The organism is Streptomyces sp. NPDC008079, from assembly GCF_042957385.1.
Taxonomy (GTDB): domain Bacteria; phylum Actinomycetota; class Actinomycetes; order Streptomycetales; family Streptomycetaceae; genus Actinacidiphila.
In genome coordinates this window covers 248,541-271,287 of record NZ_JBIBIC010000008.1, presented here as the reverse complement: position 1 = coordinate 271,287, position 22,747 = coordinate 248,541, and the positions used below count along the sequence as shown (strand labels likewise).

Genomic DNA, 22,747 nt, shown 5'->3' with positions numbered 1-22,747 from the left:
CCACGTGAAGGGGTTCCTCGTGAACGACGCAAACCCCCGTTGGCAGCAAGCCGAGGGCGGTCCTGAGAACGAGAGAGACCCTTACGCGCAAGACCCCTACTACCAGCAGCAGCCCTACGGTTACGACCCGTACGCACAGCCCCATCCCGCGCAGCAGCAACAGGGGCAGCAGCCGCAGCAGCAGGCCGCTCAGCAGGCGCCGCCGCACGTCCCCCAGCAGCAGCCGCACCCCGGTTACCAGGACCCGTACTACGGCGACCCCTCGCAGACCTACGCCGGCCAGCAGCAGGGCTGGATCCCGCAGCAGCCCCAACAGCCGTACTACGAACAGGGACCGGGCCCCGGCGGCTACGGCCAGGGCCAGGGCCAGGGCCACGCGCCGGGCCAGAGCCAGGGACAGGGCCAGGGTTACGGCGCGGGGCAGCCGCAGGCGTACGACACCGGGCAGCACACCGTCTACGAGACCGGCCAGCAGCCCCCCGTGTACGACACCGGCCAGCACGCGGTCCACGACACGGGCCGGCAGCAGCCGGTCTACGACACCGGTCAACAGCAGCCCGTCTACGACACCGGCCAGCAACCGGTCTACGACACCGGCCGGCACGCCGTGTACGAGACAGTGCAGCAGCCGCCGGTGTACGAGACAGGGCAGCAGCCGCCCGTGTACGACACCGGGCAACAGCCGGTCTTCCCCGAGGAGCCCGGGACGCGGCAGGCGCCGGCCGCCGCGGGCGGGGCGAAGGGGCCCGACGGGCAGTATCTGACCGAGCAGTTCGCCTTCATCGACGAGGACTCGGAGGAGTCGGAAGAGGTCATCGACTGGCTGAAGTTCTCCGAGTCGCGCACCGAGCGCCGCGAGGAGGCCAAGCGGCGCGGCAAGAACCGCAAGGTCGGCCTGATCCTGCTGGTCGTGCTCGCGATGCTCGGCGGCGTCGGCTATCTGTGGCAGGCGGGCAAGCTGCCCGGCCTCGGCGACTCGAAGGGCCCGGCCGCGGCGGCGGGCGGCGCGCAGAAGCGCGACGTCATAGTCGTGCACCTGATGCCGGTCGACAAGGGCGCGCCCGCCACCGCGCTCCTGGTGGACAACGAGACCAAGGGCCGCGGTACGACGGTCCTGCTGCCCAACTCCCTCAACGTCACCACGGAGGACGGCACGTCGACCACCCTGGACAAGGCGGTCGGCGACGGCGTCGGCCCGACCAGGGACGCCCTCAACTCGCTGCTCGGCTCCGACATCAAGGGCACCTGGCGGCTGGACACCCCGTATCTGGAACTGCTGGTCGACTCGCTCGGCGACGTCTACGTCGACACCGACGCCGAGGTGAAGGGCACCGGCAAGGACAAGGACAAGACGCTCGTCCGGCAGGGCAAGCAGACCGAGCTGACCGGCCAGGCGGCCGTCGCGTACGCCACCTACCTCGCGCCGGGCGAGCCGCAGACCAAGCAGCTCAGCCGCTTCGGGCAGGTCATGCAGGCGCTGCTGAAGAAGATGCCCAGCGACGCGGCGTCCGCGACCAAGACCGTCCAGTCGCTGGCCCAGATCCTCGACCCGTCACTGACCGACCAGCAGCTCGGCGCGTCGCTCGCGCAGCTCGCGGAGCTGGCCAAGACCGGCGCGTACGACACGGCGATGCTGCCGGTGCAGAAGGACGGCACGCTCACCGCGAAGACCAGCGACAGCGTCGTCAAGGACATCCTCGGCGGCACGGTCAAGACCTCCGACGCGACCGCGCAGGCCCGCGTGCAGATCAAGGACGCCACCGGCGACAAGAAGTCGGGCCCGATGGCGCAGGCCGCGATCGTCAACGGCGGCACGTACACCTATGTGCCGGGCGGCACGGCGGACAAGTCCCAGGCCCTCTCGCAGATCGTCTACGGCGACGACGCGCGGCTGGCCGCGGCCAAGGACGTCGCGTCCACCCTGGGGCTGCCCGCGAGCGCGGTGAAGAAGGGCACGGTGCCGGCGACCGCGGACATCTCGGTGGTGCTCGGCAAGGACTACAAGCAGACGGGCCAGTGAGCGCCCGCCGCGGGCTCCGGCTGCCGGTGACCGAGCATGGTGACCGGTCCGCGGCGATCGGCGCATGGTGACCGGCGCGCGGGCTCCGGCCCGTGGTGACCGGCGCGCGGTGATCGAAAAGGGGTCGGGGGCTGTCCGAGGGTCGTGAGACCCTTGGGTGACCAGCCCCCGACCCGAAAGTCTCCTCAGTGACCGCCACGGACCGTTCCATCGAGCTGACCCGTACCGCCGCCCAGGCCGCGGCCGACAAGCTCGCGCACGACATCATCGCCTACGACGTCAGCGACGTCCTCTCCATCACCGACACCTTCCTGGTGGCCTCCGCGCCCAACGACCGACAGGTCAAGGCCATCGTCGACGGCATCGAGGAGACCCTGGCCAAGGAGCTGGACGCCAAGCCGGTACGGCGCGAGGGCGAGCGGGACGGCCGCTGGGTGCTGCTCGACTACATCGACATCGTGGTGCACGTGCAGCACTCCGAGGAGCGGGTCTTCTACGCCCTGGAGCGGCTGTGGAAGGACTGCCCGGAGATCGAGCTGCCGCAGGACGCGGTCGCGACTCGCGGCAAGGGCGCCGAGCACGCCCAGGCGCAGGAGGCGCAGGACGAGGGAGACCTGAACTGAACGGGAACAAGGGCGGCCGTGGCCGCCGGATCGTGCTCTGGCGGCACGGCCAGACGGCCTGGAATCTCGAACAGCGCTTCCAGGGCAACACCGACATCGAGCTGACCGCCGAGGGCACGGCGCAGGCGCGCCGCGCCGCCCGGCTGCTCGCGGCGCTGCGGCCGGACGCGATCATCGCCTCCGACCTGCGCCGGGCCGCGGGCACCGCCGCGGAGCTTGCCGCGGTGACCCACCTGCCGGTCACGCACTACGAGGGCCTGCGCGAGACCTTCGCCGGAGCCTGGCAGGGCCTGACCCACACCGAGATCGTCGAGCGCTACGGCGAGCAGTACGCGGCCTGGAAGCGCGGCGAGCCGGTGCGGCGCGGCGGCGGCGAGCTGGAGACCGAGGTCGCCGACCGGGCCGCCCCCGTGGTGCTGACCGCCGCCGACAAGCTCGCCGACGACGGCGTCCTCGTCGTCGTCAGCCACGGCGGCACCATCCGCACCACCATCGGACGGCTGCTCGGCCTGGAGTCCACGAGCTGGGAGTCGCTCGGCGGCCTGACGAACTGCTGCTGGTCCGTCCTCGGCGAGGGCGCCCGCGGCTGGCGGCTGCTTGAGCACAACGCGGGCACCCTGCCGGAGCCGGTCCTCGGCGACGACACCTGAGCGCGCGCCGGACCGTGCTCGCGGCGGCCTCCGGACGGCCCTCGACCGGGTCCGGGACGCGTCCGCGCGCGGCGGTGCAGCGGATTTCGTTTCCGGCGCGCTCACCGGCTATGCTTCTTCTCGTCGCCGGGGAAACCCGCGCTGACGCGGGGCTGTAGCTCAGTTGGTAGAGCGCTTGCATGGCATGCAAGAGGTCCGGGGTTCAATTCCCCGTAGCTCCACAAGGTCGAGGGCGGAGTGTGCTCGCGGATAACGCGAGTCACCCCGCCCTCTGTCGTTTCTGCCCGGCTGCGCCTCGCGCCGCTGGGGCTTCGCCACCTGGAGCCCCGTGAGGTCGGCCGGGCCGGACGCCGAGGCGGGAGTACCCGGGAACAGGGTCCACACGCGACGTACGAAGGTCCCGTTCCCTCACCGGGGGAGCGGGATCTCTCCGTTCCGGCCCTCCCGCGTGGCCTGCTCGGCCTTCTCGCGCAGGATCTCGGAGAGCGGGCGGCCGTGCTCGGGGCAGCCGACGACCGGGTCGGGGATGGCCCGCAGGCGCTCGATCCGGCGGGTGTCCTGCGCGCCGAGCGGGGTGTAGACGACGATGCGGTGCTCGGCCATGCCGTCGATGCTCAGCTAGCTGGACGACAGATTGACGGTGCCGACAGCGTGGTGCCGGAAGACCTTGACCCGCCTGCCCGGCGCGGCCGCGGCCGCCGGGACCCCGGGGGCGGCGGGCGCGGTGCGGCGCGGTCTCGACCTGCCGGGCTTGGTCGTGCTCGGCGCCGCGGTGACGCTGCTCACCGTGCCGCTCGTCCTCGGGCAGGAGGAGGGCTGGCCGCTGTGGGGCTGGTTCTCGCTGGGCCTGAGCGTGCTGCTCTTCGCGCTCTTCACGGTGCTCGAAGCGCGGCTCGCCCGGCGCGGCGGCGCCCCGCTGGTGTCCGCGCGTGTGCTGCGGGCGCCGGGCATGCCGCGCGCGGTGACGGTGATCTCGCTGACGATGGCGGCCAACGCGGGTTTCCTCTTCGCCATCGCCCTGCACCTCCAGTCGGGCCTCGGCGACAGCGCGCTGCGCACCGGTCTGACCTTCGCGACCTGCGCGGTCGCCTTCGGCGCCGTCGGCCTCAACTGGCGTCGGCTGCCGGTGTCCTGGCGGCCGTGGCTCGCCCCGGCGGGCCTGCTGGTCGCGGCCGGGTCCTTCGCGGGCCTCGGGCTCGCGCTGCGCGGCGGCGGCCATGGCGGCGGTGTCGTCGGTCGGCGCCGTGGTCGCGGTCGAGTGGCGGCGGAGCGGGCGGCGCCGGGCCTGAGGCACGGGGCCTGTGCCGGTGCGTCCTACGCGTCCTGCGCGGCCTCCGCGTCCTCCGCGTCCAGGAACGGGTAGTCGGTGTAGCCGCGCTCGTCGCCGCCGTAATACGTGGCCCTGTCCGGGGTGTTGAACGGTCCGCCCGCGCGGAGCCTGCGCGGCAGGTCGGGGTTGGCGAGGAAGAGGGCGCCGTACGAGAGCATGTCGGCGGTGCCGTCCTCGATCAGCGCCAGCTCCTCCGGGCCCGAAGGGCGGCCGACCGTACGGGCGTTGAGGATGAGGGCGCCGGAGAAGCGTTTGCGCAGCTCCAGGGTGAGCGCCCGGTCGTCGTTCTCGATGAGGTGCAGATACGCGGGGCCGACCGCTTCGATCGCCTGGACCAGCGCGACATACGTCGGTCCCGGCTCCGGCTCGTGGAGGTCGCCGAGCGGATTGCCGGGCGAGACGCGCAGGCCCGTACGGTCGGCGCCGATCGCCCCGGCCACCGCCGTGACCAGCTCGACCGCGAACCGTATCCGGCGCTCGGGGGAGCCGCCCCAGTCGTCGGTGCGGACATTGGAGTTGGGCGCGAGGAACTGGTGCGCGAGATAGCCGTTGGCCGCGTGCACCTCGACACCGTCGAAGCCCGCCGTGATCGCGTTGCGGGCCGCGGCGGCGTGGTCGGCCACGGTCTGCCGGATGCCGTCCTCGGTCAGCTCCTCGGGGACGACGAACTCCTTCGGCCCGTCCCGCGTGTAGACCGTGCCCTGGGCGGCGACGGCCGAGGCGCCGACCGGTATGAGGCCGTCGGGCAGCAGGGAGGGGTGGCCGATCCGGCCGGTGTGCATGAGCTGCGCGAAGATCCGGCCGCCCGCCGCGTGCACGGCGTCGGTGACCCGGCGCCAGGCGGCGATCTGCTCGTCGCTGTGCAGACCGGGAGTGTCGGGATAGCCCTGGCCGACGGGGGAGGGCTGGGCGCCCTCGGTGACGATCAGCCCGGCGGAGGCGCGCTGCGCGTAGTAGCGCACGGCGGCGTCGGTCGGGGCGAGTCCGGGACCGTACGCCCTGCTGCGGGTCATCGGTGCCATGACGATACGGTTCGGCAGCCGCACACCGCCGAGGTCGAGGGGGTCGAACGCGGTGGTCAAAGCGGTCTCCAGGCTCGTCCGGCGGCGGGGCTCGTAGTCGGCCGAAAGCCACCGTAACCGCGGATCCGCCCCGGAAATGTTGAGGATTCATGAACTTCCGGCCGGAGCGGCCGGGGCGGCCGGGGCGGCCGGAGCGGGGGCGGGCGCCGTGACCAGGGGCGGCGCGGGGTCGGGAGCCGCCTCCGGAATCGGCGCCGGACGACGGCTTTCGGCGGTTGACACGCGCCTGGAGGGCATGGTGTACAGCGCGCGGACGGCCAGCGTGCCCGCCAGCGCCAGGAACGCCACGGCCGCCAGCGGATAACCGGCCGACAGCAGTATCTGCGGGCCGCTCTGCCGCAGCTCCAGCCGTCCGGGGCCGTGCGGCACCGCCCACAGCGCGAAGGAGCAGAAGAGACCGCAGGCCGCGGCCGTCCCGGCCGCCCACCGCCAGTCCCCGCGGCGCAGCGCCTCGGAGCCGAGCAGCACCAGTATCGGCACCGCCCACACCCAGTGGTGCGACCACGACACCGGACTGACCAGCAGCGCCGTCATGGCGCAGGCCACCGCCGCCCACGCGGGCCCGTACGGCAGCCGGTCCCCGGCCAGCAGCGCCGCGACGGCCACCGCGAGCCCGGCCAGACCCGCCACGGCGGCGCCCGCCAGCCAGACCGTCCCCGGGTCCCCGGTGTGCTGGAACCGGGCGACCACCCCGCGCAGCGACTGATTGGCGGTGTCCTCGCCGAAGCCGACCCGGTCCGGCGCGAGCACCACCCCCGTCCAGAACCGCCGCGAGTCGTACGGCAGCGCGAGCGCCGCGACCGCGACCGTACCGGCGAAGGTGCCGCCCGCCACCAGCGCGCGCCGCACATAGGGCGCGCCGCTTCCCTCCCGGCGCAGCGCCGCCGCCCCCGCCACGGCCAGGAAGACGGCGAAGAGCGCGGGCGTCAGCTTGATCCCGGCGGCGATCCCGATCCCGGCCCCCGCCCAGCGGTGCGCGGCAGGGCGGGTCAGGTCCCACAGCACCAGCACCGCGAGCAGCAGATTGACCTGCCCGTAGCGCAGGGTCGTCCACACCGGCTCGCACCACACCGCCGCCGCGGCCACGGCGAGCACCACCGCGGCCCGCGGCGCGCGTACCGGACGGCCGGCCAGCCGCAGCGACAGCGCGACCAGCGCCACCAGCAGCAGCAGATTCCCGGCCGTCGCCGCCGTCCGCATCGCTCCGGGCCGCAGCCACGTCAGCGGCACGAACAGCAGCGCGGCGAACGGCGGATACGTCGTCGGCAGCCGCGCGTACGTCGCCCGCATCGCGTACAGGTCACCGCCGCCGCGTACCGTCAGGCCCTCGGCCCGGTACACCATGAGGTCGATCATCGACACGTGCGCGCCGCGCTGCGCCGTCCAGAATCCGGCGAAGGACGCGAGGCAGCCGACCCCGGCCGCGGTCACCGCCGCCCGCCGCCGTACCGCGCCCACGCCACCACGCTCCTCCCGCCGTCACAGAACTCCGAGGTCGGAGGCCCGCCACCGGCCGGAAACGAGTTGGCGGTCCCGGCCCGCGGCCGTGTAATGTATCCCGAGTCGCCGGGCCCACCGCCCGACACCACGCGGGGCTGTAGCTCAGTTGGTAGAGCGCTTGCATGGCATGCAAGAGGTCCGGGGTTCAATTCCCCGTAGCTCCACGAGTGAGAGAGCGAGACCTGTCCGCAGATGGCGGACGGATCTCGCTCTTTTCCGTTGCGCGGCGGCCGGCTTCTGCGGCCCCCGCGGGGCGCGGCTTCGGACCGGCCGCGGGCCCGGTCTGCTCTGGCCGGCCGCGGAATCCGTCACCCGACCGGCCTGACGGCTGGTCAACTACCCTGGGCGCACAGGGCGGAAGCGACGGGGGAGAGACCTCTTGGACCAGCTGGACTGGCAGTTGATCGACCGTGAGTTCCTCGCCGGTCGGCGCGAGGCCTCGCGGGAGAGTCTGGTCCGCTACTTCGACGGTGCCCTGCCGACCTGGGAGACGGTGCTGGCGGACGTGCCGCGCCGCGAGGCGGTCTCGCGTATCACCGGGAATCTGCTGTACGAGCGCGGCTCGGCGAGCACCGTGCACCTGGTGGTGGGCCCCAGCGGCGAGGGCAAGTCGACGCTGATCCGGCAGGTCGCCGTCGATCTCGCGAGCAGCCACGAGGACTGGCGGGTGTACTGGCGGGACTCCGGCGACACCCTGGACCTGAAGTGGATCGCGGAGCTGGACCCGGACCGCAACACGCTCTTCGTCTCGGACGACGCGGAGAAGATCGCGACCGGCTGCTTCGACGTCCTGCGGCGGCTTGAGGGCCGCTCGGACCTGCACTTCCTGCTGGCCGCGCGGGACACCGACTGGCGGGCCGTCAGGGCCGACTCGCTGCCGTGGAACACGCTGAACGTCACGCCGAAGCGGATCGCCCTGCGCGGCCTCGGCAAGGACGGCGTGGACGCGCGGGAGATCGTCGAGGCGTGGACGCGGTCGCAGGCGCTCGGCCAGCTCGCCTCGTACAACCAGGTCGAGGACCGCGTGGCGGCGCTGCTCGCGGCGGTCCGCGGCGAGGAGGCCAGCCTGGAGGACGGCGCGCTGCTCGGCGGCATGCTCCGGGTCCGCGTCGGCGACCGGCTGGACGGCCATGTGCAGCAGATGCTCGGACGCCTGGTCCACTACCCGTTGAGCAACGGCCGCACGCTCGCGTACGCCTTCTTCATGATCGCCGCCCTGCACGGCATCAATGTGCGGGAGATGTCGCCGCGGCTGCTCGCCGAGGCGCTCAACATCGACGTGAGCCGGGTCGAGGAGGAGATCGTCATCCCGCTCGGCGAGGAGGCGGCGGCGGCCCGCGCGGGCGACCGGCTGCTCGTCAGGCACCGCGCGGTCGCCGAGTCGGCGCTGCGCGTCGCCCGCAGCCTCGGCGTCGACATGAAGGACATCTACGCGCGCCTGACCCGCGTCGGCATCCGCGTGGCGACCCGGCCCGGAAGCGGCCTGGACGCCAAGGAGTTCCGGTACATGTCGCAGAAGCTGAGCAGCTCGCCCGAGTACGCGATCGGCTCCGCCCGCGCGGCCGTGGAGGAGGAGCCCGACGACCTGCGCCGGGTGGTCAACCTCGTCGTGGTGCTGCGGCACAACGCCATGAACGACGAGCTGACGGCGGTCGCGCAGGAGCATGTCGGCCGGATCCGTACGATGGTCAACTCCCGTGAGGCGGCCCGGCGGTTCTTCTACGAGTGGTCGATCGCGGAGGGCAAGTCCGGCCGTCCCGAGATCGCCTGCTGGCTCACCGCGGTGTCGCTGGCCGATCTGGCGTGGGCCGATCCGCTGCGCGACGAGCGGGACGTCGAGTGGCGGATGGCCGGTTTCGTACCGGGGTTCAAGGCGCTGGCCGCGCGCACCGTGGACGAGCGGTTCGCGCGCGGGGTGCGCGCGGTCGAGACGCTGCTGCGCGGCTGGCCGGTCAGCCCGCGTACCGAGCGGGACATGGTCATGTACCGCTCCTACGCCAAGAGTCAGGGCGTGCCGGAGATGGACCGCGACACCTGCCGTACGGAGTTGACGGCCGCGGTCGTGGCCGCCTGGCGATTGCGGTCGCGTGAACTTCCCGACGTTCCCGCGGGATCGACCTTGCGCTTCCACCGGCTGTTCCAGAAGCTGGACGAGCACCCCGCCTGACCGGGCGGGCGGCCCCGACGGGCCCCGCGCCCGATCGGGCACGGGACCTGAACGGCCATACGCACGACGGGCGGTGGCTACCGTTCCTTGACCCGCTCTTGGGAAAACCATGCCCCTGACATGAACCGATCAGCGAAAGAGTGTCGCTCTGCGGTACGAGCCGTACGGATAGCGGCGACACCGCACTTCGCGACAACTCGCTTCGCATGGGGGTTTCATGAGATTTGAGCGCAAGAGAACGCGTGTGGGACTGGTGGCGGCCGCCGCGCTGCCCCTGGTCGCCGGCGCGCTCGCGCTTGGCACCCAGTCCGCCACGGCCGACCAGCCCAGCGGACGCCAACTCCTCTCCGGCACCAAGCCGCAGTGGGCCACCACCCAGGCAGACAAGGGCGCGACCGCGAACACCGGCAAGGTGTCCGTCCGCGTCTATCTGGCCGGACGGGACGCGAAGGGCCTCGCGGCCTACGCCAAGTCCGTCTCGGATCCGAACTCGGCTGACTACGGTCACTATCTGACCACCGCGCAGACCCAGTCGCGCTACGGTGCGACGAAGGCCCAGATAGCCGAGGTCACCGACTGGCTGAAGTCCTCCGGCCTGAAGGTGACCGCGACCTCCCAGCACTACATCGCCGTGACCGGTGACGTGGCCGCCGCGGAGAAGGCTTTCGGCACCCAGCTCCACAACTACTCCAAGGCGGGCCACACTTACCACGCCCCGGCGACCACGGCGTCCGCGCCCGCCTCGCTCAAGGGCGCGGTGCTGACCGTCACCGGCCTGGACAACGCACCCAAGAAGTCCAGCCACGACGACACGCTGCCGCCTCCGGACGCGGTCTTCAAGAACGCCGGACCCTTCTCCACGTACTTCGGCTCGAACACCAACAACAAGCTCCCCAACGCGTACGGCACCAAGGCGCCTTACGCGATCAAGGGCTACACCGGTGAGCAGCTCCGTGCCGCGTACGGCGCCGGCAAGTACACCGGCAAGGGCGTGACGGTGGCCATCACCGACGCGTACGCCTCGCCGACCATCGCCGCCGACGCCTCGCAGTACGCCAAGCGCAACGGCGACCAGAAGTACAAGAAGGGCCAGCTCTCGCAGGTCCTGCCGAGCGAGTTCACCAACACCGACGAGTGCGGCGCGTCCGGCTGGTACGGCGAGGAGACGCTCGACGTCGAGGCCGTGCACGCGGTCGCCCCCGACGCGAACATCGTCTACCTCGGCGCGGCCTCCTGCTACGACGACGACTTCCTCGACACGCTCAACAAGGTCGTGGACGGCCACCTGGCCGACATCGTCTCCAACTCGTGGGGCGACGTCGAGGCCAACGAGACCCCGGACGTGGCCGCGGCCTACGACCAGGTCTTCCAGCAGGGCGCTGTCGAGGGCATCGGCTTCTACTTCTCCTCCGGTGACAACGGCGACAACGTCGCCTCCACCGGTGTGAAGCAGGCCGACACCCCCGGAAACTCCGACTGGGCCACCTCCGTCGGCGGCACCTCGCTGGCGGTCGGCAAGAACGACAAGTACAAGTGGGAGACCGGCTGGGGCACCGAGCGCGCCCCGCTGTCGGCCGACGGCAAGTCCTGGGTGGGCTTCCCCGGCCCGTACACCTCGGGCGCGGGCGGCGGCACCAGCAAGCTGTACGCGCAGCCGTACTACCAGCGCGGCGTCGTCCCCGACTCGCTGGCGCTCGCCAACGGCGGCACCGTCAAGCAGCGTGTCGAGCCCGACATCGCCGCGGTCGCCGACCCGAACACCGGCTTCCTCGTCGGTCAGACCCAGACCTTCCCCGACGGGTCGCTCCAGTACAGCGAGTACCGGATCGGCGGCACCTCGCTCGCCGCGCCGGTGATCGCGGGCGTCCAGGCGCTGTCGCAGCAGGCCCGTAACGGCATCGCGATCGGCTTCGCCAACCCGCTCATCTACAACAAGTACGGCACGTCCGCGTACCACGACGTGACCGACCACCCGCTGGGCCAGGGCCAGGGTCTCGCCGTCGTGCGTGTCGACTTCGCGAACGCCTTCGACGCCTCGGACGGCACGATCACCTCGCTCCGTACCCTCGGTGCGGACGCGTCGCTGCACGCCACGGTCGGCTACGACGATGTCACCGGCGTCGGCACCCCGGGTGCCGACTACGTGAAGTCGTACCTGCCGCCGAAGAAGAACGGCAAGCACTGAACGGTGTGACGCGGTTCTGAGAACGGTGTGACGCGGTTCTGGTCCGACGCGCCTCCGCGTTTCGGACATGGTTCTACGCCGATCCGGCGCGGATCCGAGGCGTGCGGACGCGCTTCGGAAGCGTTTCGGACGCGGTGAAGCGGGGCCCGTACCGGGGAGCGATCCTCAGTGCGGGCCCCGCCCCCGCTGCGGTAACCTGATGCCATGCGAGCTGTGAGCCTCCTGCTTAGCGAGCCGCGCTGACCGAGAACCCCGTCAGTGCGGCACCCCTCCTGCGCGAGGGGCTTTTTTGTTTCCGCAGGCAGCGACGGGCAGCAGGCTTCCGGGCCGCAGCCGTCAAGACATCGATGGAGTACCGAGGACGATGAGCGAGATCACCCCGGCCGCCGAGACGGCTGCGCCCCACCGCTACACGGCCGAACTGGCCGCGGACATCGAGGGCCGCTGGCAGGACTTCTGGCAGGCCCACGGCACCTACGAGGCGCCGAACCCCAGCGGCGACCTGGACGGCGACCCCGAGACGGCCGCGCGCCCCAAGAAATTCATCATGGACATGTTCCCGTACCCCTCGGGTGCGGGACTGCACGTCGGCCACCCGCTGGGCTACATCGCGACCGACGTCTACGCCCGCCACCAGCGGATGACCGGCCACAATGTGCTGCACACCCTGGGCTTCGACGCCTTCGGCCTGCCCGCCGAGCAGTACGCCGTACAGACCGGCACCCACCCGCGGGTCACCACCGAGGCCAACATCGTCACGATGACGGCGCAACTGCGGCGGCTGGGCCTGGGCCACGACAAGCGCCGCTCCTTCGCCACGATCGACCCCGAGTACTACCGCTGGACCCAGTGGATCTTCCTGCGGATCTTCAACTCCTGGTACGACGAGGAGGCCGCCCGCGCCCGCCCGATCAGCGAGCTGGTCGAGCAGTACGAGGGCGGCGTCCGCGCGACCCCCGACGGCCGCGCGTGGGCGGAGCTGACCGTCGCCGAGCGCGCCGGTGTCCTGGACGGCCACCGGCTGGCGTACGTCGCCCAGTCGCCGGTCAACTGGTGCCCCGGACTGGGCACCGTGCTGGCCAATGAGGAGGTCACCGCCGACGGCCGTTCCGAGCGCGGCAACTTCCCCGTCTTCAAGGCCAATCTGCGCCAGTGGATGATGCGCATCACCGCGTACGCCGACCGGCTGCTGGACGACCTGGACCTGCTGGACTGGCCCGAGGCCATCAAGCAGCAGCAGCGCAACTGGATCGGGCGCAGCGAAGGCGCGCGCGTCGACTTCCCCGTGGCCGGCGCCGACCGCCCGATCACGGTCTTCACCACCCGTCAGGACACGCTGTTCGGCGCCACCTATATGGTGCTGGCCCCCGAGCACGACCTGGTGGACGCGATCGTCCCCGACGCCTGGCCCGAGGGCACCCACCAGGTGTGGACCGGCGGCCACGCCACGCCCGCGGAGGCCGTCGCCGCCTACCGCAAATTCGCCTCCTCGAAGTCCGACGTGGAGCGGCAGGCCGACGCCAAGGAGAAGACCGGCGTCTTTACCGGCGCCTTCGCCGTAAACCCCGTCAGCGGTGAAAATGTCCCCGTCTTCATCGCGGACTACGTGCTGATGGGCTACGGCACCGGCGCCATCATGGCCGTGCCCGCCCACGACGCCCGCGACTTCGCCTTCGCCCGCGCCTTCGAACTGCCGATGCGCTGTGTCGTGGCCCCCACCGACGGCCGCGGCACCGACCCTGCCCAGTGGGACGACGCCTTCGGGTCGTACGACGCGACGATCGTCAACTCGGCCGGGTCCGGGGTGTCCCTGGACGGCCTGGGCGTGGTCGAGGCGAAGGCCGTGATCACCGCCTGGCTGGCCGAGCGCGGCATCGGCGAGGGCACCGTCAACTACCGGCTGCGCGACTGGCTGTTCAGCCGTCAGCGCTACTGGGGCGAGCCCTTCCCCGTCGTCTACGACGAGGACGGCGTCGTGCACGCGCTGCCCGACTCGATGCTGCCCGTCGCCCTGCCCGAGGTCGACGACTACAGCCCCCGCACCTTCGACCCCGACGACGCGGACACCTCCCCGGAGCCGCCGCTGTCGCGCAACGAGGACTGGGTGACGGTCGAGCTGGACCTGGGCGACGGCGTCCGCACGTACCGCCGCGAGACCAACACCATGCCCAACTGGGCCGGTTCCTGCTGGTACGAGCTGCGCTACCTGGACCCGCACAACAGCGAGCGGCTGGTCGACCCGGCCATCGAGCAGTACTGGATGGGCCCGCGCGAGGGGCAGCCCGCGGGCGGCGTCGACCTGTACGTCGGCGGCGCCGAGCACGCGGTGCTGCACCTGCTGTACGCCCGTTTCTGGCACAAGGTGCTGCACGACCTGGGCCACGTCTCGTCCGTGGAGCCGTTCCACCGGCTGTTCAACCAGGGCATGATCCAGGCGTTCGTCTACCGTGACGCGCGCGGCATCGCGGTGCCCGCTGTCGAGGTCGAGGAGCGGGACGGCGGCTGGTTCTACCAGGGCGAGCCCGTCAGCCGTGTGCTGGGCAAGATGGGCAAGTCCCTGAAGAACGCCGTGACGCCCGACGAGATCTGCGCCGAATACGGCGCCGACACCCTGCGCCTGTACGAGATGGCGATGGGCCCGCTGGACGTCTCCCGCCCCTGGGACACCCGCGCGGTCGTCGGCCAGTACCGGCTGTTGCAGCGCCTGTGGCGCAATGTCGTGGACGAGGCCACCGGCGCGGTGACCGTCTCCGAGGCCGAGCCCGACGAGGCCACGCTGCGCGCGCTGCACAAGGCGATCGACGGTGTCACCGGCGACATGGCGGGCCTGCGCTTCAACACCGCCATCGCCAAGATCACCGAACTGAACAACCACCTGACGAAGACGGGCGGCCCCGTGCCGCGCGCCATCGCCGAGCCCCTGGTGCTGCTGATCGCGCCCCTGGCGCCGCACATCGCCGAGGAGCTGTGGAGCAGGCTGGGCCACACCTCCTCCCTGGTGCACGAGCCCTTCCCGGTCGCCGACCCCGCCCTGGCGCAGGACGAGGCCGTCGTGTGCGTCGTCCAGATCAAGGGCAAGGTCAGGGCACGGTTGGAGGTTCCTCCGACCATTTCCGACACCGAGCTGGAGGCCCGGGCGCTGGCCGACCCGGCCGTCGTCGCGGCGCTGGGCGGTGCGGCGGTGCGCAAGGTGATCGTGCGGGCGCCGAAGCTGGTCAACATCGTGGTGTGAGGCCGCGGCTTCTTCGCAGGGGCGCCGCCTCGCGGAGCGCGACCCTTAAGGGGCAGGTTGGGGGATCGGCCGGATCCCGCGGCCTGCCCCTCCCGTTTACGGTGGAGACGTCTACGGTGGATGGTGGAGTGTCCGCCGTTCGAGGTTGGAGGAGAGCGCCCGTGGAAATCGCAGGCTTCGTCGTCCTGGTGCTCTTCCTCGCCTTCGTCACGCTCGGGGTCGTGGCCACCGTCAAGACCGTGCGCGCCGCGCGCCGCGGTGTCGCCCGCGCCTCGGCCCAGGCGCGCCGCGCCATCGAGGACACCCAGCTCAAGGCCCGCCGCTACACCACCACCGGCCCCGCGGGCCAGGTCGCGCAGCTCCGTCTCGACCTGCGCACCGCCATCGACAGCACCTTCCGCGCCCTCGAACACGACCCGTCGCTGACGGAGGCCGCCGGTCTCATGGCCCGCCTCAACGACCACGCCCGCACCCTCGACCGCGAGCTGGCCCTCCTGGAGCGCGAGCCCGACCGCGCCCGCCTCGCCGCGCTCCTCCCCGACCTCTCCACCCGCGCCCACCGCATCACCCACTCCGCGGACTCCCTGCGCTGGGCCGCCCAGGACCGCGCCCACCAGTTCGCCTCCGACGACCTCACCGCCCTCCGCCACCAGATCGACATCGAATCGGCCGCCCTCCGCCACTGGGAGCCTGCGGCTCCGCCGAAGCTGAGCCCGACTGCGGAGTAGGCCCTTTGGCGGGGTGCGAGGGGTGAGCTGTTGGCGGGGTGTCAGGGGTGAGCCTTTTTGGCGGGCCGCCAGAAGCCGAATGCGGCCCGTTCGGCGTGTGCGACCGAGCCCGAGCCTGGCGGGGGTGCCAGAGGCGACGTGTCAGCCCGTCCGGCGTGTGCGGGCGGGCCCCGGGGCTGGGGCGGGGCTGGGGCTGGGTACCAGAAGCGAACCATCAGCCCGTCAGGCGTTTGTGGGGCACTTCCCGGCGGCAGCCGGGGGAGACCGGCCCGCCCGGCAGTGAGGGCCCGAGTACCGCCCCGACCTGCGCACCGGTAACCTCCCCGTCATGTCCCCGCATGTCGCCATCGTCACGGATTCCACGGCCTACCTCCACCCCGAGGCCGTGCGCCGGCACAACATCTCCGTCGTGCCGCTCACCGTGGTCATCGGCGACGAAGCCCTCGAAGAGGGCACCGAAATCTCCGCCCCCGCCGTGGCACGAGCCCTCCAGCGGCGACATCCGGTCACCACCTCCCGCCCGTCCCCGGCCGAATTCGCCGCCGTCTACGAGGCCGTCGCGGACGCGGGCGCGGAGGCGATCGTCTCGCTCCACCTGTCCGGCGAGTTCTCCGGCACCTACGACGCGGCGCTGCTCGCGGCGAAGGAGGCGGCGGTACCGGTGCGGGTGGTCGACACCGGAATGGTCGCGATGGCGCTCGGCTTCACCGTCCTCGCGGCGGCCGAGACGGCGGAAGCGGGCGGCACCCCGGACGACATCGTCGCCGCCGCCGAGAAGCGGGCCGACGCCACCTCCGCGTACTTCTACGTCGACACGCTCGACTATCTGCGCCGGGGCGGCCGGATCGGCGCCGCCCAGGCGCTGTTCGGTTCCGCTCTCGCCGTGAAGCCGCTGCTGCGCCTCGTCGACGGCCGGATCGAGCTGATGGAGAAGGTCAGGACGGCCTCCAAGGCGATCACCCGGCTGGAGGAGATCGTCGTCGAGCAGGCGGGCACCCGCCGGGTGACCCTCGCCGTCCACCACCTCGCCTCCGCCGACCGCGCGGCGGCCCTCGCGGACCGGCTGCGGGAGCGGGTGCCGGGCCTCGACGACCTGGTGGTCAGCGAGGTGGGCGCGGTGATCGGCGCGCACACCGGGCCGGGGCTGCTCGGGGTCGTCATCTCGCCGCACTGAGCGGGGTGGGTGCCCGTTGGGGGCATGGGGCTTCGGCGGCGTGGGCGACCTGCGCGGTGTGAGCGCTGTGCGCGGCCTGCGAGGTGCGTGGCCTGCGAGGTGCGCGCGGTGTGAGCGGTCGGCGGGGCCGTCGGCCGGGGGCCTGAATCACCCTCACGGGTGACGGAGTTATCCACAATCGCCGAGTTGTCCACAGATTCAGACCAAGATCATCTATCGGCGGTGATCGGGTCCAGCATCGGACCCATGAACTCTCTGGAACCGATCCGCACCGCCATCCGTCCGCGACGAAAGTCCGGCCCCGACCCGGCCGAGGTGCGCGAACGCGCCGCCGCGCTGTTCGGTACGGCGGTGGAGCGCGGCGCGCGGGAAGGGCCGCCGGGGGCGCGGTCGGAACCACCGGAACGGTCGGGGCCGTCGCCTGAGTCCACGCCTGCGCCCACGCCTGAGTCCACGCCTAAGCCCACGCCTGAGTCCACGCTTGAGCCCTCGGCCAAGTCCTCGCCTGAGCCGCTGCCGCTGCCGCTGCCGCTGCCTCTGTCCGAGCGGCCCGCGGCGGCCGAGGAACCGACCGGTCGGGTACGACGCCTGCGCACCTGGCTCTTCGTCCGCTGCGGGCTGGAGTTCAAGACGGTGCTGGCGTTGGTGGCCGTACTGGTCATCGCGGGTGGCCTCGCGGTGCAGCACTTCGTGGCGGGCCGCCCCCGGACGATCGCGGTGCCGCCGCCGCTGTCGTCGTCGGGGAGGCCGCTGACGGCCATGGGCGCCTCGGCCATGGCGTCGGCGGCCACGACCACCCCCGCGCCGAAGCTCACCGTGGACATCGCGGGCAAGGTCGCCAAGCCGGGGCTACGGCGGCTTCCTTCCGGCTCGCGCGTCGCCGACGCCCTCTCCGCCGCCGGCGGCGCCCTCCCCGGCACGGACACCGGCACCCTCAACCTCGCCCGCCCCCTCACCGACGGCGAACAGATCCTGGTCGGCATCGCCCCGGCCCCCGGTGCCCCGGCCGATCCCGGCGACCCCGCCGCCGCCCCCGGCTCCCCGGTCAGCCTCAACTCCGCCACCGCCGCCCAACTCGACGCCCTGCCCGGCGTCGGCCCCGTCCTCGCCCAGCACATCCTCGACTTCCGCACCCAGCACGGCTCCTTCACCTCCGTCGACCAACTGCGCCAAGTCCCCGGCATCGGTGACCGCAAATTCACCACCCTCAAGCCCCTGGTCCACCCATGACCCGCCCCGTGCCCGGCAGCGACGACCCGGAGGGCGCTGGACCCGCGGCGAGCGAGCGGGCCGCTGTGCACGCGGCGGCGGCTTCGCGGCTCGGGGCCGCGAACCCACGGCAGGAGGGGCCGCCGGACTGGCGGTTGGTGGGCCCCGCGGTCGCGGCGTGGGGCGGGGCGGCGGTCGGGCCGGGGCTGGGGACGCGCGTCGGGATCGGGGTGGTGCTGGCGGCGCTCCTCGCGGGCGCGGCGCTGTTGGTGGCGGCAGGCGTGAGGGGCGGCGGGCGGCGGGAGTTGGGGGCGGCGCTGGCGGCGGTGGTGCTGTGCGGGGCGGTGGGGGCGGGCGCGGCCGTGCTCGGGGAGGCGGACCGGTATCGGGGGCCGGTGGCGGGGATGGCCGAGCGCGGGGCGGTGGCGGAGGTCGAGCTGCGGGTGACAGGCGACCCGACGGAGGCCCGCCCACGGGTCCGGGGAGCCGCACAGGCGCCACGGACGGCCGTCGTCGGGGGAGAGGCGTTACGGGTCGGCGGCACGCGCGTCCGGACGCCGGTGGTGGTGCTGGCCGAGGGGGACGTCGGGCGGTGGCTGAAGCTGCTGCCGTCCACGACGATCGCGGTCACGGCCCGGCTGGCCCCGGCGGACCGGCCGGGGGACAGGGCCGCCGCCCTGCTCAAGGCGCAGGGACCGCCCCGCGTCCTGGCACCGCCGAGCCTGCCGCAGCGCGTCGCGGGCCGACTCCGCGCGGGCCTGCGGGAGGCGAGCCGCCCACTGCCCGCGGACGCCAGAGCGCTGCTGCCGGGGCTGGTCGTGGGCGACACCACGGGCCTCACACCCGACCTGAAGGCCGCCTTCCGGGCCACCGACCTCACCCACCTCACGGCCGTCTCCGGAGGCAACCTCACGATCGTCCTGATCCTGCTGATCGGACCGCCGGGTGTGGCGATCAGGGCCGAACGACGCGGCCTGGCCGCCTCCTTGGGGCTGCCGCTCCGGCTGACGGCGCTGCTCGGCACGGGCCTGACGCTCGGATTCGTACTGGTCTGCCGACCGGACCCGAGCGTGTTGCGGGCCGCCGCCTGCGGGCTGATCACGCTGCTGGCCATCGGCACCGGCCGCCGCCGGTCCCTGCTCCCGGCGCTGGCCGCGGCGGTGCTGCTGCTGGTGCTGTACGAGCCGGAGCTGGCCCGCTCCTACGGCTTCGCGCTGTCGGTGCTCGCCACGGGCGCGCTGTTGACGCTGGCGCCCCGCTGGAGCGAGGCGTTACGGGCCAGGGGGGTGCCGCCGAGGCTGGCGGAGGCGCTGGCGGCGGCGGGGGCCGCGCAGGCGGTGTGCGGCCCGGTGATCGTGCTGCTGTCGGCTCGCCTCAGCCTGGTCGCGGTGCCGTGCAATCTGCTGGCGGAACCGGCGGTGGGTCCGGCCACGGTCCTCGGGTTCGGGGCACTGGCGCTCGCCCCAGTCGCGTTGCCCGCCGCCCGCGCGCTGGCGTGGCTCGCGGGCTGGCCGACCGGCTGGATCGCGGCGGTGGCCCGGCACGGCGCCGCGCTGCCGGGCGCCGAGGTCGCCTGGCCGGGCGGCTGGGCGGGCGCGGCGCTGCTGGCGGTGCTGACGGCGGCCGTCGTGGTCGGCGGCGGGGTGCTGCGGCGCAGGCCGTGGCTGTGCGTGGTGTGCGCGTTCCTGCTGCTGCTCGCGCTGGTGCGGCCGGTGGAGCTGCCGAGGTTCGTGGCGGGCTGGCCGCCGGGCGGCTGGCGGTTCGCGATGTGCGACGTCGGGCAGGGCGACGCCCTGGCGCTGTCGGCGGGTCCGGGCGCGGCGGTCGTGGTGGACGCGGGGCCAGAGCCGGACAAGGTCGACCGCTGCCTGCGCGACCTGCGCGTCACCTCCGTGCCGCTGCTGATCCTGACGCACTTCCACGCCGACCACGTGGACGGTCTGCCGGGGGTGCTGCGGGGCCGCAGGGTGGGCGCGATCGAGACGACGGTGCTGGGCGAGCCGCCGCGGCAGGCCGTGGCCGTACGGCGGGAAGCGGCGGCGGCCGGGGTGCCGATGGTGCTCGCGGCGGCGGGGGAGCGGCGCGGTCTCGGCCCGCTGGAGTGGCGGGTGCTGTGGCCGCCGCCCAGTGCGGCGGCGCTGCCCGACAACGGGCCGAACGACGCCAGTGTGGCGCTGCTGGTCCGCACCGGCGGTCTGACGCTGCTGCTGATGGGCGACCTGGAACCGGCCGCGCAGGAGCGGCTGTTGGCGCAGGCGCCGGATCTGCCGCGGGTCGATGTCCTGAAGGTGGCGCACCACGGTTCGGCGTATCAGGACAAGGAGCTGTTCGACCGGGTGCGGCCGCGGCTCGCGGTGATCTCGGTCGGCGCGGACAACCCCTACGGTCATCCGGCGGCCCGGACGGTCGCGGCGCTGCGGGCGCTGGGGGCGGTGGTGCTGCGGACGGACACCGACGGGTCGATCGCGGTGGCCGAGGACGGGCGGGGGGAGCTGCGGACGACCGTGGCCGGGAAGGGGGCAGGGATGTAAAGGATTCTTTGTAAAGGAGTGCTTGTAAGGGAAGCTTTCTAAAGATAGCTTTAGATACATGGAGGACAAGCCGATGGAGTCCAAGGTCCAGCTCACCGACCCGCGCGCCCTGCGCGCCTACGCGCACCCCACGCGGATGTCGCTCGTCGGGCTGCTCCGCCGCGAGGGGCCGTTCACGGCGACGCGGGCGGCGGAGCTGACCGGCGAATCCGTCGCCAGTTGCTCGTACCACCTGCGGATACTCGCCAAATACGGCCTGGTGGAGGAGGCACCGCCAGGACCCGGGCGGGAGAAGCCGTGGCGGGCGACGGCCGAGTTCACGAGTTGGCCCGGCTACTCCGAGGACACGGCGGTCGCGTCGGCGGCCGAGGCGCTGACGGTAGCCGTCGCCGAGAACTACTTCCACCGGATGACGCGGGCCATCGAGACGCGCGGCGCACTGCCCCGGAAATGGCAGGAGGCCGAGCGCTTCACGGACACGTCCCTGTATGTGACGCCCGACGAACTGACCGCGCTCGGCGAGGAGATCGACGCGCTCCTGGCCCGGTACGCCGAGCGGATCAACGACCCGGCCCGCCGCCCCGAGGGCGCCCGGCGGGTGCCCTACCTCCAGATTGGCTACGTCGACCCCGAGCACCCCGAGCACCCCGAGGACGGCCGCCCTCCGGAACCCGACCCCGAGGAGAGGTGAGCGCCGTGGTGCCGGAACTGCTCAGGCAGCGCCCCTTCCGGCGGTACTGGACGGGCCAGACCGTCTCGCTGCTCGGTGACCAGATCACCTTTTTGGCCATTCCGCTCGCCGCCGTCCTCGTGCTGCACGCCGACGCGGCTCAGATGGGCTGGCTGTCGATGGCGGGTCTGCTGCCTGCGCTGCTGTTCTCGCTCCCGGCCGGGGCCTGGGCCGACCGACGCGGTCGCCGCAGGCAGACCATGATCGCCGTCGACCTGCTGAGGGCGGCCCTGATGGTCTCGCTCCCGGTGGGTTACGCCCTCGGGGTGCTCACCCTGGCGCAGCTCTACGCGGTCGCCTTCGCCGTCGGCACGCTCGCCGTCGTCTTCGACGTCTGCAACGCCACGCTGTTCGTGTCGCTGGTGCGCCCCGAGGAGTATGTGCGGGGCAATTCGCTGACCAGCGGCAGCCGGGCCTTCTCGTTCGTGGCGGGCCCCAGTGTCGGCGGCCTGCTCGTGCAGGTGCTCGCCGCACCGCTCGCGCTGCTCGCCGACGCCTGCTCGTATCTGGTCTCGGCCGTGCTGCTCGCGCGGATAGACCCGGTGGAACCACCGGCCGCGCCGCCGCGCAAAGGGCACTTCACGGCGGGGCTGCGCTTCATCGTCCGCTCCCGCGTGCTGCGCCCGCTCGCGGCGGCGGCTGCGACAGTGAACTTCTTCAACTTCGTCTTCCACACCCTGGTGATCCTCTACGCCGTCGAACAGCTCGGCCTGAACGCGGGGCTGTTGGGCATGGCCATCGGGGCCGGTGCGGTCGGCAGCGTGATCGGCGCGGTGCTCACCGGACGGATCGCCCGGTCGATCGGGGTCGGGCCGACCCTGGTCCTGGGATTCATAGGGTTCCCCGCGCCGCTGATCCTGATCCCGTTGGCGACCGGGCCGACACCGATGCTGCTCGCCGCCTTCTTCGCCGCTGAATTCGCCTCCGGCTTCGGCCTGATGCTGCTCGACATCGCCAGCGGCTCCTTGCAGAGCGCCGTCATACCCGACGCCCTGCGCTCACGGGTCAGCGGCGCCTTCCGCACCGTCAACTACGGTGTCCGCCCGCTCGGCGCGCTCGTCGGCGGCACCCTCGGCAGCGCGATCGGACTGCGCCCGACGCTGTGGATCGCCACCGTCGGCGGCCTGCTCAGCGTGCTGTGGCTGCTGCCCTCGCCGATACCGCGCATACGCGAACTCCCCGACGAGGAGCCCGACCCGGCGGCGGAAGCGCAAGCGGAGACGGAAGCGGCGGCGGATCGGAAGACGGCGGCAGCGACGTAGGCCCGCGCAGGCCGCCCCGCGCAGGCCGTCCCGCGCACGCCGCCCCGCGTACCCCGCCCCGCGTACCCCGCCCCGCTACTCCAGCCAGCCCTCGAACTGCGCGGCCAGCGCGTCCAGCGCCGACGTGTCGAGACGGGCGTCGCTGTCCTCGACGACCACCAGCCACTGGGCGTCCTCGGCGTCGTCCTCGCCCGCGAGGGCGTCCCGGACCAGGTGCGGTTCCTCGCGCAGGGCGAAGCGCGCGGTCAGCAGCTCGGCGACCTCCTCCGCGGCGTCGCGGTCGGGCAGCACCAGCACATGTCGTACGTCGCTCACCGCACCAGT

Annotated in this window: 17 protein-coding genes and 2 tRNA genes; 15 read left to right on the top strand and 4 right to left on the bottom strand. The window is 72.8% G+C overall.

What is annotated here, in order from left to right; translation table 11 throughout:
* Positions 1-19 precede the first annotated feature (19 nt).
* The 4 genes from ACFZAM_RS19545 to ACFZAM_RS19530 all read left to right on the top strand — a co-directional run bounded on the left by ACFZAM_RS19545 (position 20) and on the right by ACFZAM_RS19530 (position 3,514).
* Positions 20-2,020, top strand: coding sequence for a LytR C-terminal domain-containing protein (locus ACFZAM_RS19545; protein ID WP_391047558.1), 2,001 nt, complete (start codon positions 20-22; stop codon positions 2,018-2,020).
* Positions 2,021-2,208: 188 nt separating this feature from the next.
* Positions 2,209-2,643, top strand: coding sequence for a ribosome silencing factor (rsfS, locus tag ACFZAM_RS19540; protein ID WP_355348921.1), 435 nt, complete (start codon positions 2,209-2,211; stop codon positions 2,641-2,643).
* On the top strand, positions 2,640-3,293 hold the full coding sequence (locus ACFZAM_RS19535) for a histidine phosphatase family protein (RefSeq protein WP_355348981.1): 654 nt from the start codon (positions 2,640-2,642) through the stop codon (positions 3,291-3,293). The genes rsfS and ACFZAM_RS19535 overlap by 4 nt, the downstream gene beginning before the upstream one ends.
* Before the next feature lie 148 nt (positions 3,294-3,441).
* Positions 3,442-3,514 (top strand) — tRNA-Ala (locus ACFZAM_RS19530).
* A 187-nt stretch (positions 3,515-3,701) separates the two neighbouring features.
* Here the strand turns inward: ACFZAM_RS19530 and ACFZAM_RS19525 are convergent.
* Positions 3,702-3,896 carry a hypothetical protein gene (locus ACFZAM_RS19525; RefSeq protein ID WP_391047555.1) on the bottom strand — a complete coding sequence of 65 codons (195 nt, stop codon included), beginning with the start codon at positions 3,894-3,896 and terminating at the stop codon, positions 3,702-3,704.
* Positions 3,897-3,960: 64 nt separating this feature from the next.
* Here ACFZAM_RS19525 and ACFZAM_RS19520 point away from each other — a divergent pair, with 64 nt between their 5' ends.
* Positions 3,961-4,656: a hypothetical protein gene (locus ACFZAM_RS19520; RefSeq protein WP_391047553.1), complete on the top strand. Its 696-nt coding sequence runs from the start codon at positions 3,961-3,963 to the stop codon at positions 4,654-4,656.
* On the opposite strand, the gene ACFZAM_RS19515 is transcribed toward ACFZAM_RS19520, so the two are convergent.
* On the bottom strand, positions 4,608-5,705 hold the full coding sequence (locus tag ACFZAM_RS19515) for an alkene reductase (protein ID WP_391047552.1): 1,098 nt from the start codon (positions 5,703-5,705) through the stop codon (positions 4,608-4,610). The two genes, ACFZAM_RS19520 and ACFZAM_RS19515, sit on opposite strands and share 49 nt — an antisense overlap.
* 87 nt (positions 5,706-5,792) lie before the next feature.
* Positions 5,793-7,163, bottom strand: coding sequence for a glycosyltransferase 87 family protein (locus ACFZAM_RS19510; protein ID WP_391047550.1), 1,371 nt, complete (start codon positions 7,161-7,163; stop codon positions 5,793-5,795).
* A 133-nt stretch (positions 7,164-7,296) separates the two neighbouring features.
* Here ACFZAM_RS19510 and ACFZAM_RS19505 point away from each other — a divergent pair.
* The 10 genes from ACFZAM_RS19505 (at position 7,297) to ACFZAM_RS19460 (ending at position 22,423) form a co-directional block, all read left to right on the top strand.
* Positions 7,297-7,369 (top strand) — tRNA-Ala (locus ACFZAM_RS19505).
* Between the two features lie 215 nt (positions 7,370-7,584).
* Positions 7,585-9,372 (top strand): hypothetical protein, encoded by a 1,788-nt coding sequence (locus ACFZAM_RS19500; RefSeq protein ID WP_391047549.1) that lies wholly within the window; start codon positions 7,585-7,587, stop codon positions 9,370-9,372.
* Between the two features lie 217 nt (positions 9,373-9,589).
* Positions 9,590-11,557 carry a S53 family peptidase gene (locus tag ACFZAM_RS19495; protein WP_355348903.1) on the top strand — a complete coding sequence of 656 codons (1,968 nt, stop codon included), beginning with the start codon at positions 9,590-9,592 and terminating at the stop codon, positions 11,555-11,557.
* 364 nt (positions 11,558-11,921) lie between these two features.
* Positions 11,922-14,789, top strand: coding sequence for a leucine--tRNA ligase (gene leuS, locus ACFZAM_RS19490; RefSeq protein ID WP_391047546.1), 2,868 nt, complete (start codon positions 11,922-11,924; stop codon positions 14,787-14,789).
* Between the two features lie 161 nt (positions 14,790-14,950).
* The gene (locus ACFZAM_RS19485; protein WP_391047544.1) at positions 14,951-15,517 is read left to right on the top strand and encodes a hypothetical protein; all 567 of its coding nucleotides are present in this window, start codon (positions 14,951-14,953) and stop codon (positions 15,515-15,517) included.
* Between the two features lie 328 nt (positions 15,518-15,845).
* Entirely contained in the window at positions 15,846-16,691 is an 846-nt protein-coding gene (locus tag ACFZAM_RS19480) for a DegV family protein (RefSeq protein ID WP_355348894.1), read from the top strand.
* 246 nt (positions 16,692-16,937) lie between these two features.
* Complete coding sequence (locus tag ACFZAM_RS19475) at positions 16,938-17,921, top strand: helix-hairpin-helix domain-containing protein (RefSeq protein ID WP_391047541.1); 984 nt, start codon at positions 16,938-16,940, stop codon at positions 17,919-17,921.
* Positions 17,918-20,431, top strand: coding sequence for a ComEC/Rec2 family competence protein (locus ACFZAM_RS19470; protein WP_391047539.1), 2,514 nt, complete (start codon positions 17,918-17,920; stop codon positions 20,429-20,431). Before ACFZAM_RS19475 ends, ACFZAM_RS19470 begins: the two co-directional genes overlap by 4 nt.
* A gap of 58 nt (positions 20,432-20,489) precedes the next feature.
* Positions 20,490-21,122: a helix-turn-helix domain-containing protein gene (locus tag ACFZAM_RS19465; RefSeq protein WP_391047537.1), complete on the top strand. Its 633-nt coding sequence runs from the start codon at positions 20,490-20,492 to the stop codon at positions 21,120-21,122.
* Positions 21,119-22,423 carry an MFS transporter gene (locus ACFZAM_RS19460; protein ID WP_355348882.1) on the top strand — a complete coding sequence of 435 codons (1,305 nt, stop codon included), beginning with the start codon at positions 21,119-21,121 and terminating at the stop codon, positions 22,421-22,423. Before ACFZAM_RS19465 ends, ACFZAM_RS19460 begins: the two co-directional genes overlap by 4 nt.
* A 75-nt stretch (positions 22,424-22,498) precedes the next feature.
* Here ACFZAM_RS19460 and ACFZAM_RS19455 read toward each other — a convergent pair whose 3' ends face one another.
* Positions 22,499-22,738, bottom strand: coding sequence for a hypothetical protein (locus tag ACFZAM_RS19455; protein WP_391047534.1), 240 nt, complete (start codon positions 22,736-22,738; stop codon positions 22,499-22,501).
* Between the last annotated feature and the right edge of the window lie 9 nt (positions 22,739-22,747).

Excerpts from the sequence above, each read along its gene's own strand:
- ACFZAM_RS19525 (WP_391047555.1), bottom strand. The coding sequence starts at position 3,896 with ATGGCCGAGCACCGCATCGTCGTCTACACCCCGCTCGGCGCGCAGGAC.
- ACFZAM_RS19495 (WP_355348903.1), top strand. The coding sequence starts at position 9,590 with ATGAGATTTGAGCGCAAGAGAACGCGTGTGGGACTGGTGGCGGCCGCC.
- leuS (WP_391047546.1), top strand. The coding sequence starts at position 11,922 with ATGAGCGAGATCACCCCGGCCGCCGAGACGGCTGCGCCCCACCGCTAC.
- ACFZAM_RS19480 (WP_355348894.1), top strand. The coding sequence starts at position 15,846 with ATGTCCCCGCATGTCGCCATCGTCACGGATTCCACGGCCTACCTCCAC.
- ACFZAM_RS19475 (WP_391047541.1), top strand. The coding sequence starts at position 16,938 with ATGAACTCTCTGGAACCGATCCGCACCGCCATCCGTCCGCGACGAAAG.
- ACFZAM_RS19470 (WP_391047539.1), top strand. The coding sequence starts at position 17,918 with ATGACCCGCCCCGTGCCCGGCAGCGACGACCCGGAGGGCGCTGGACCC.
- ACFZAM_RS19465 (WP_391047537.1), top strand. The coding sequence starts at position 20,490 with ATGGAGGACAAGCCGATGGAGTCCAAGGTCCAGCTCACCGACCCGCGC.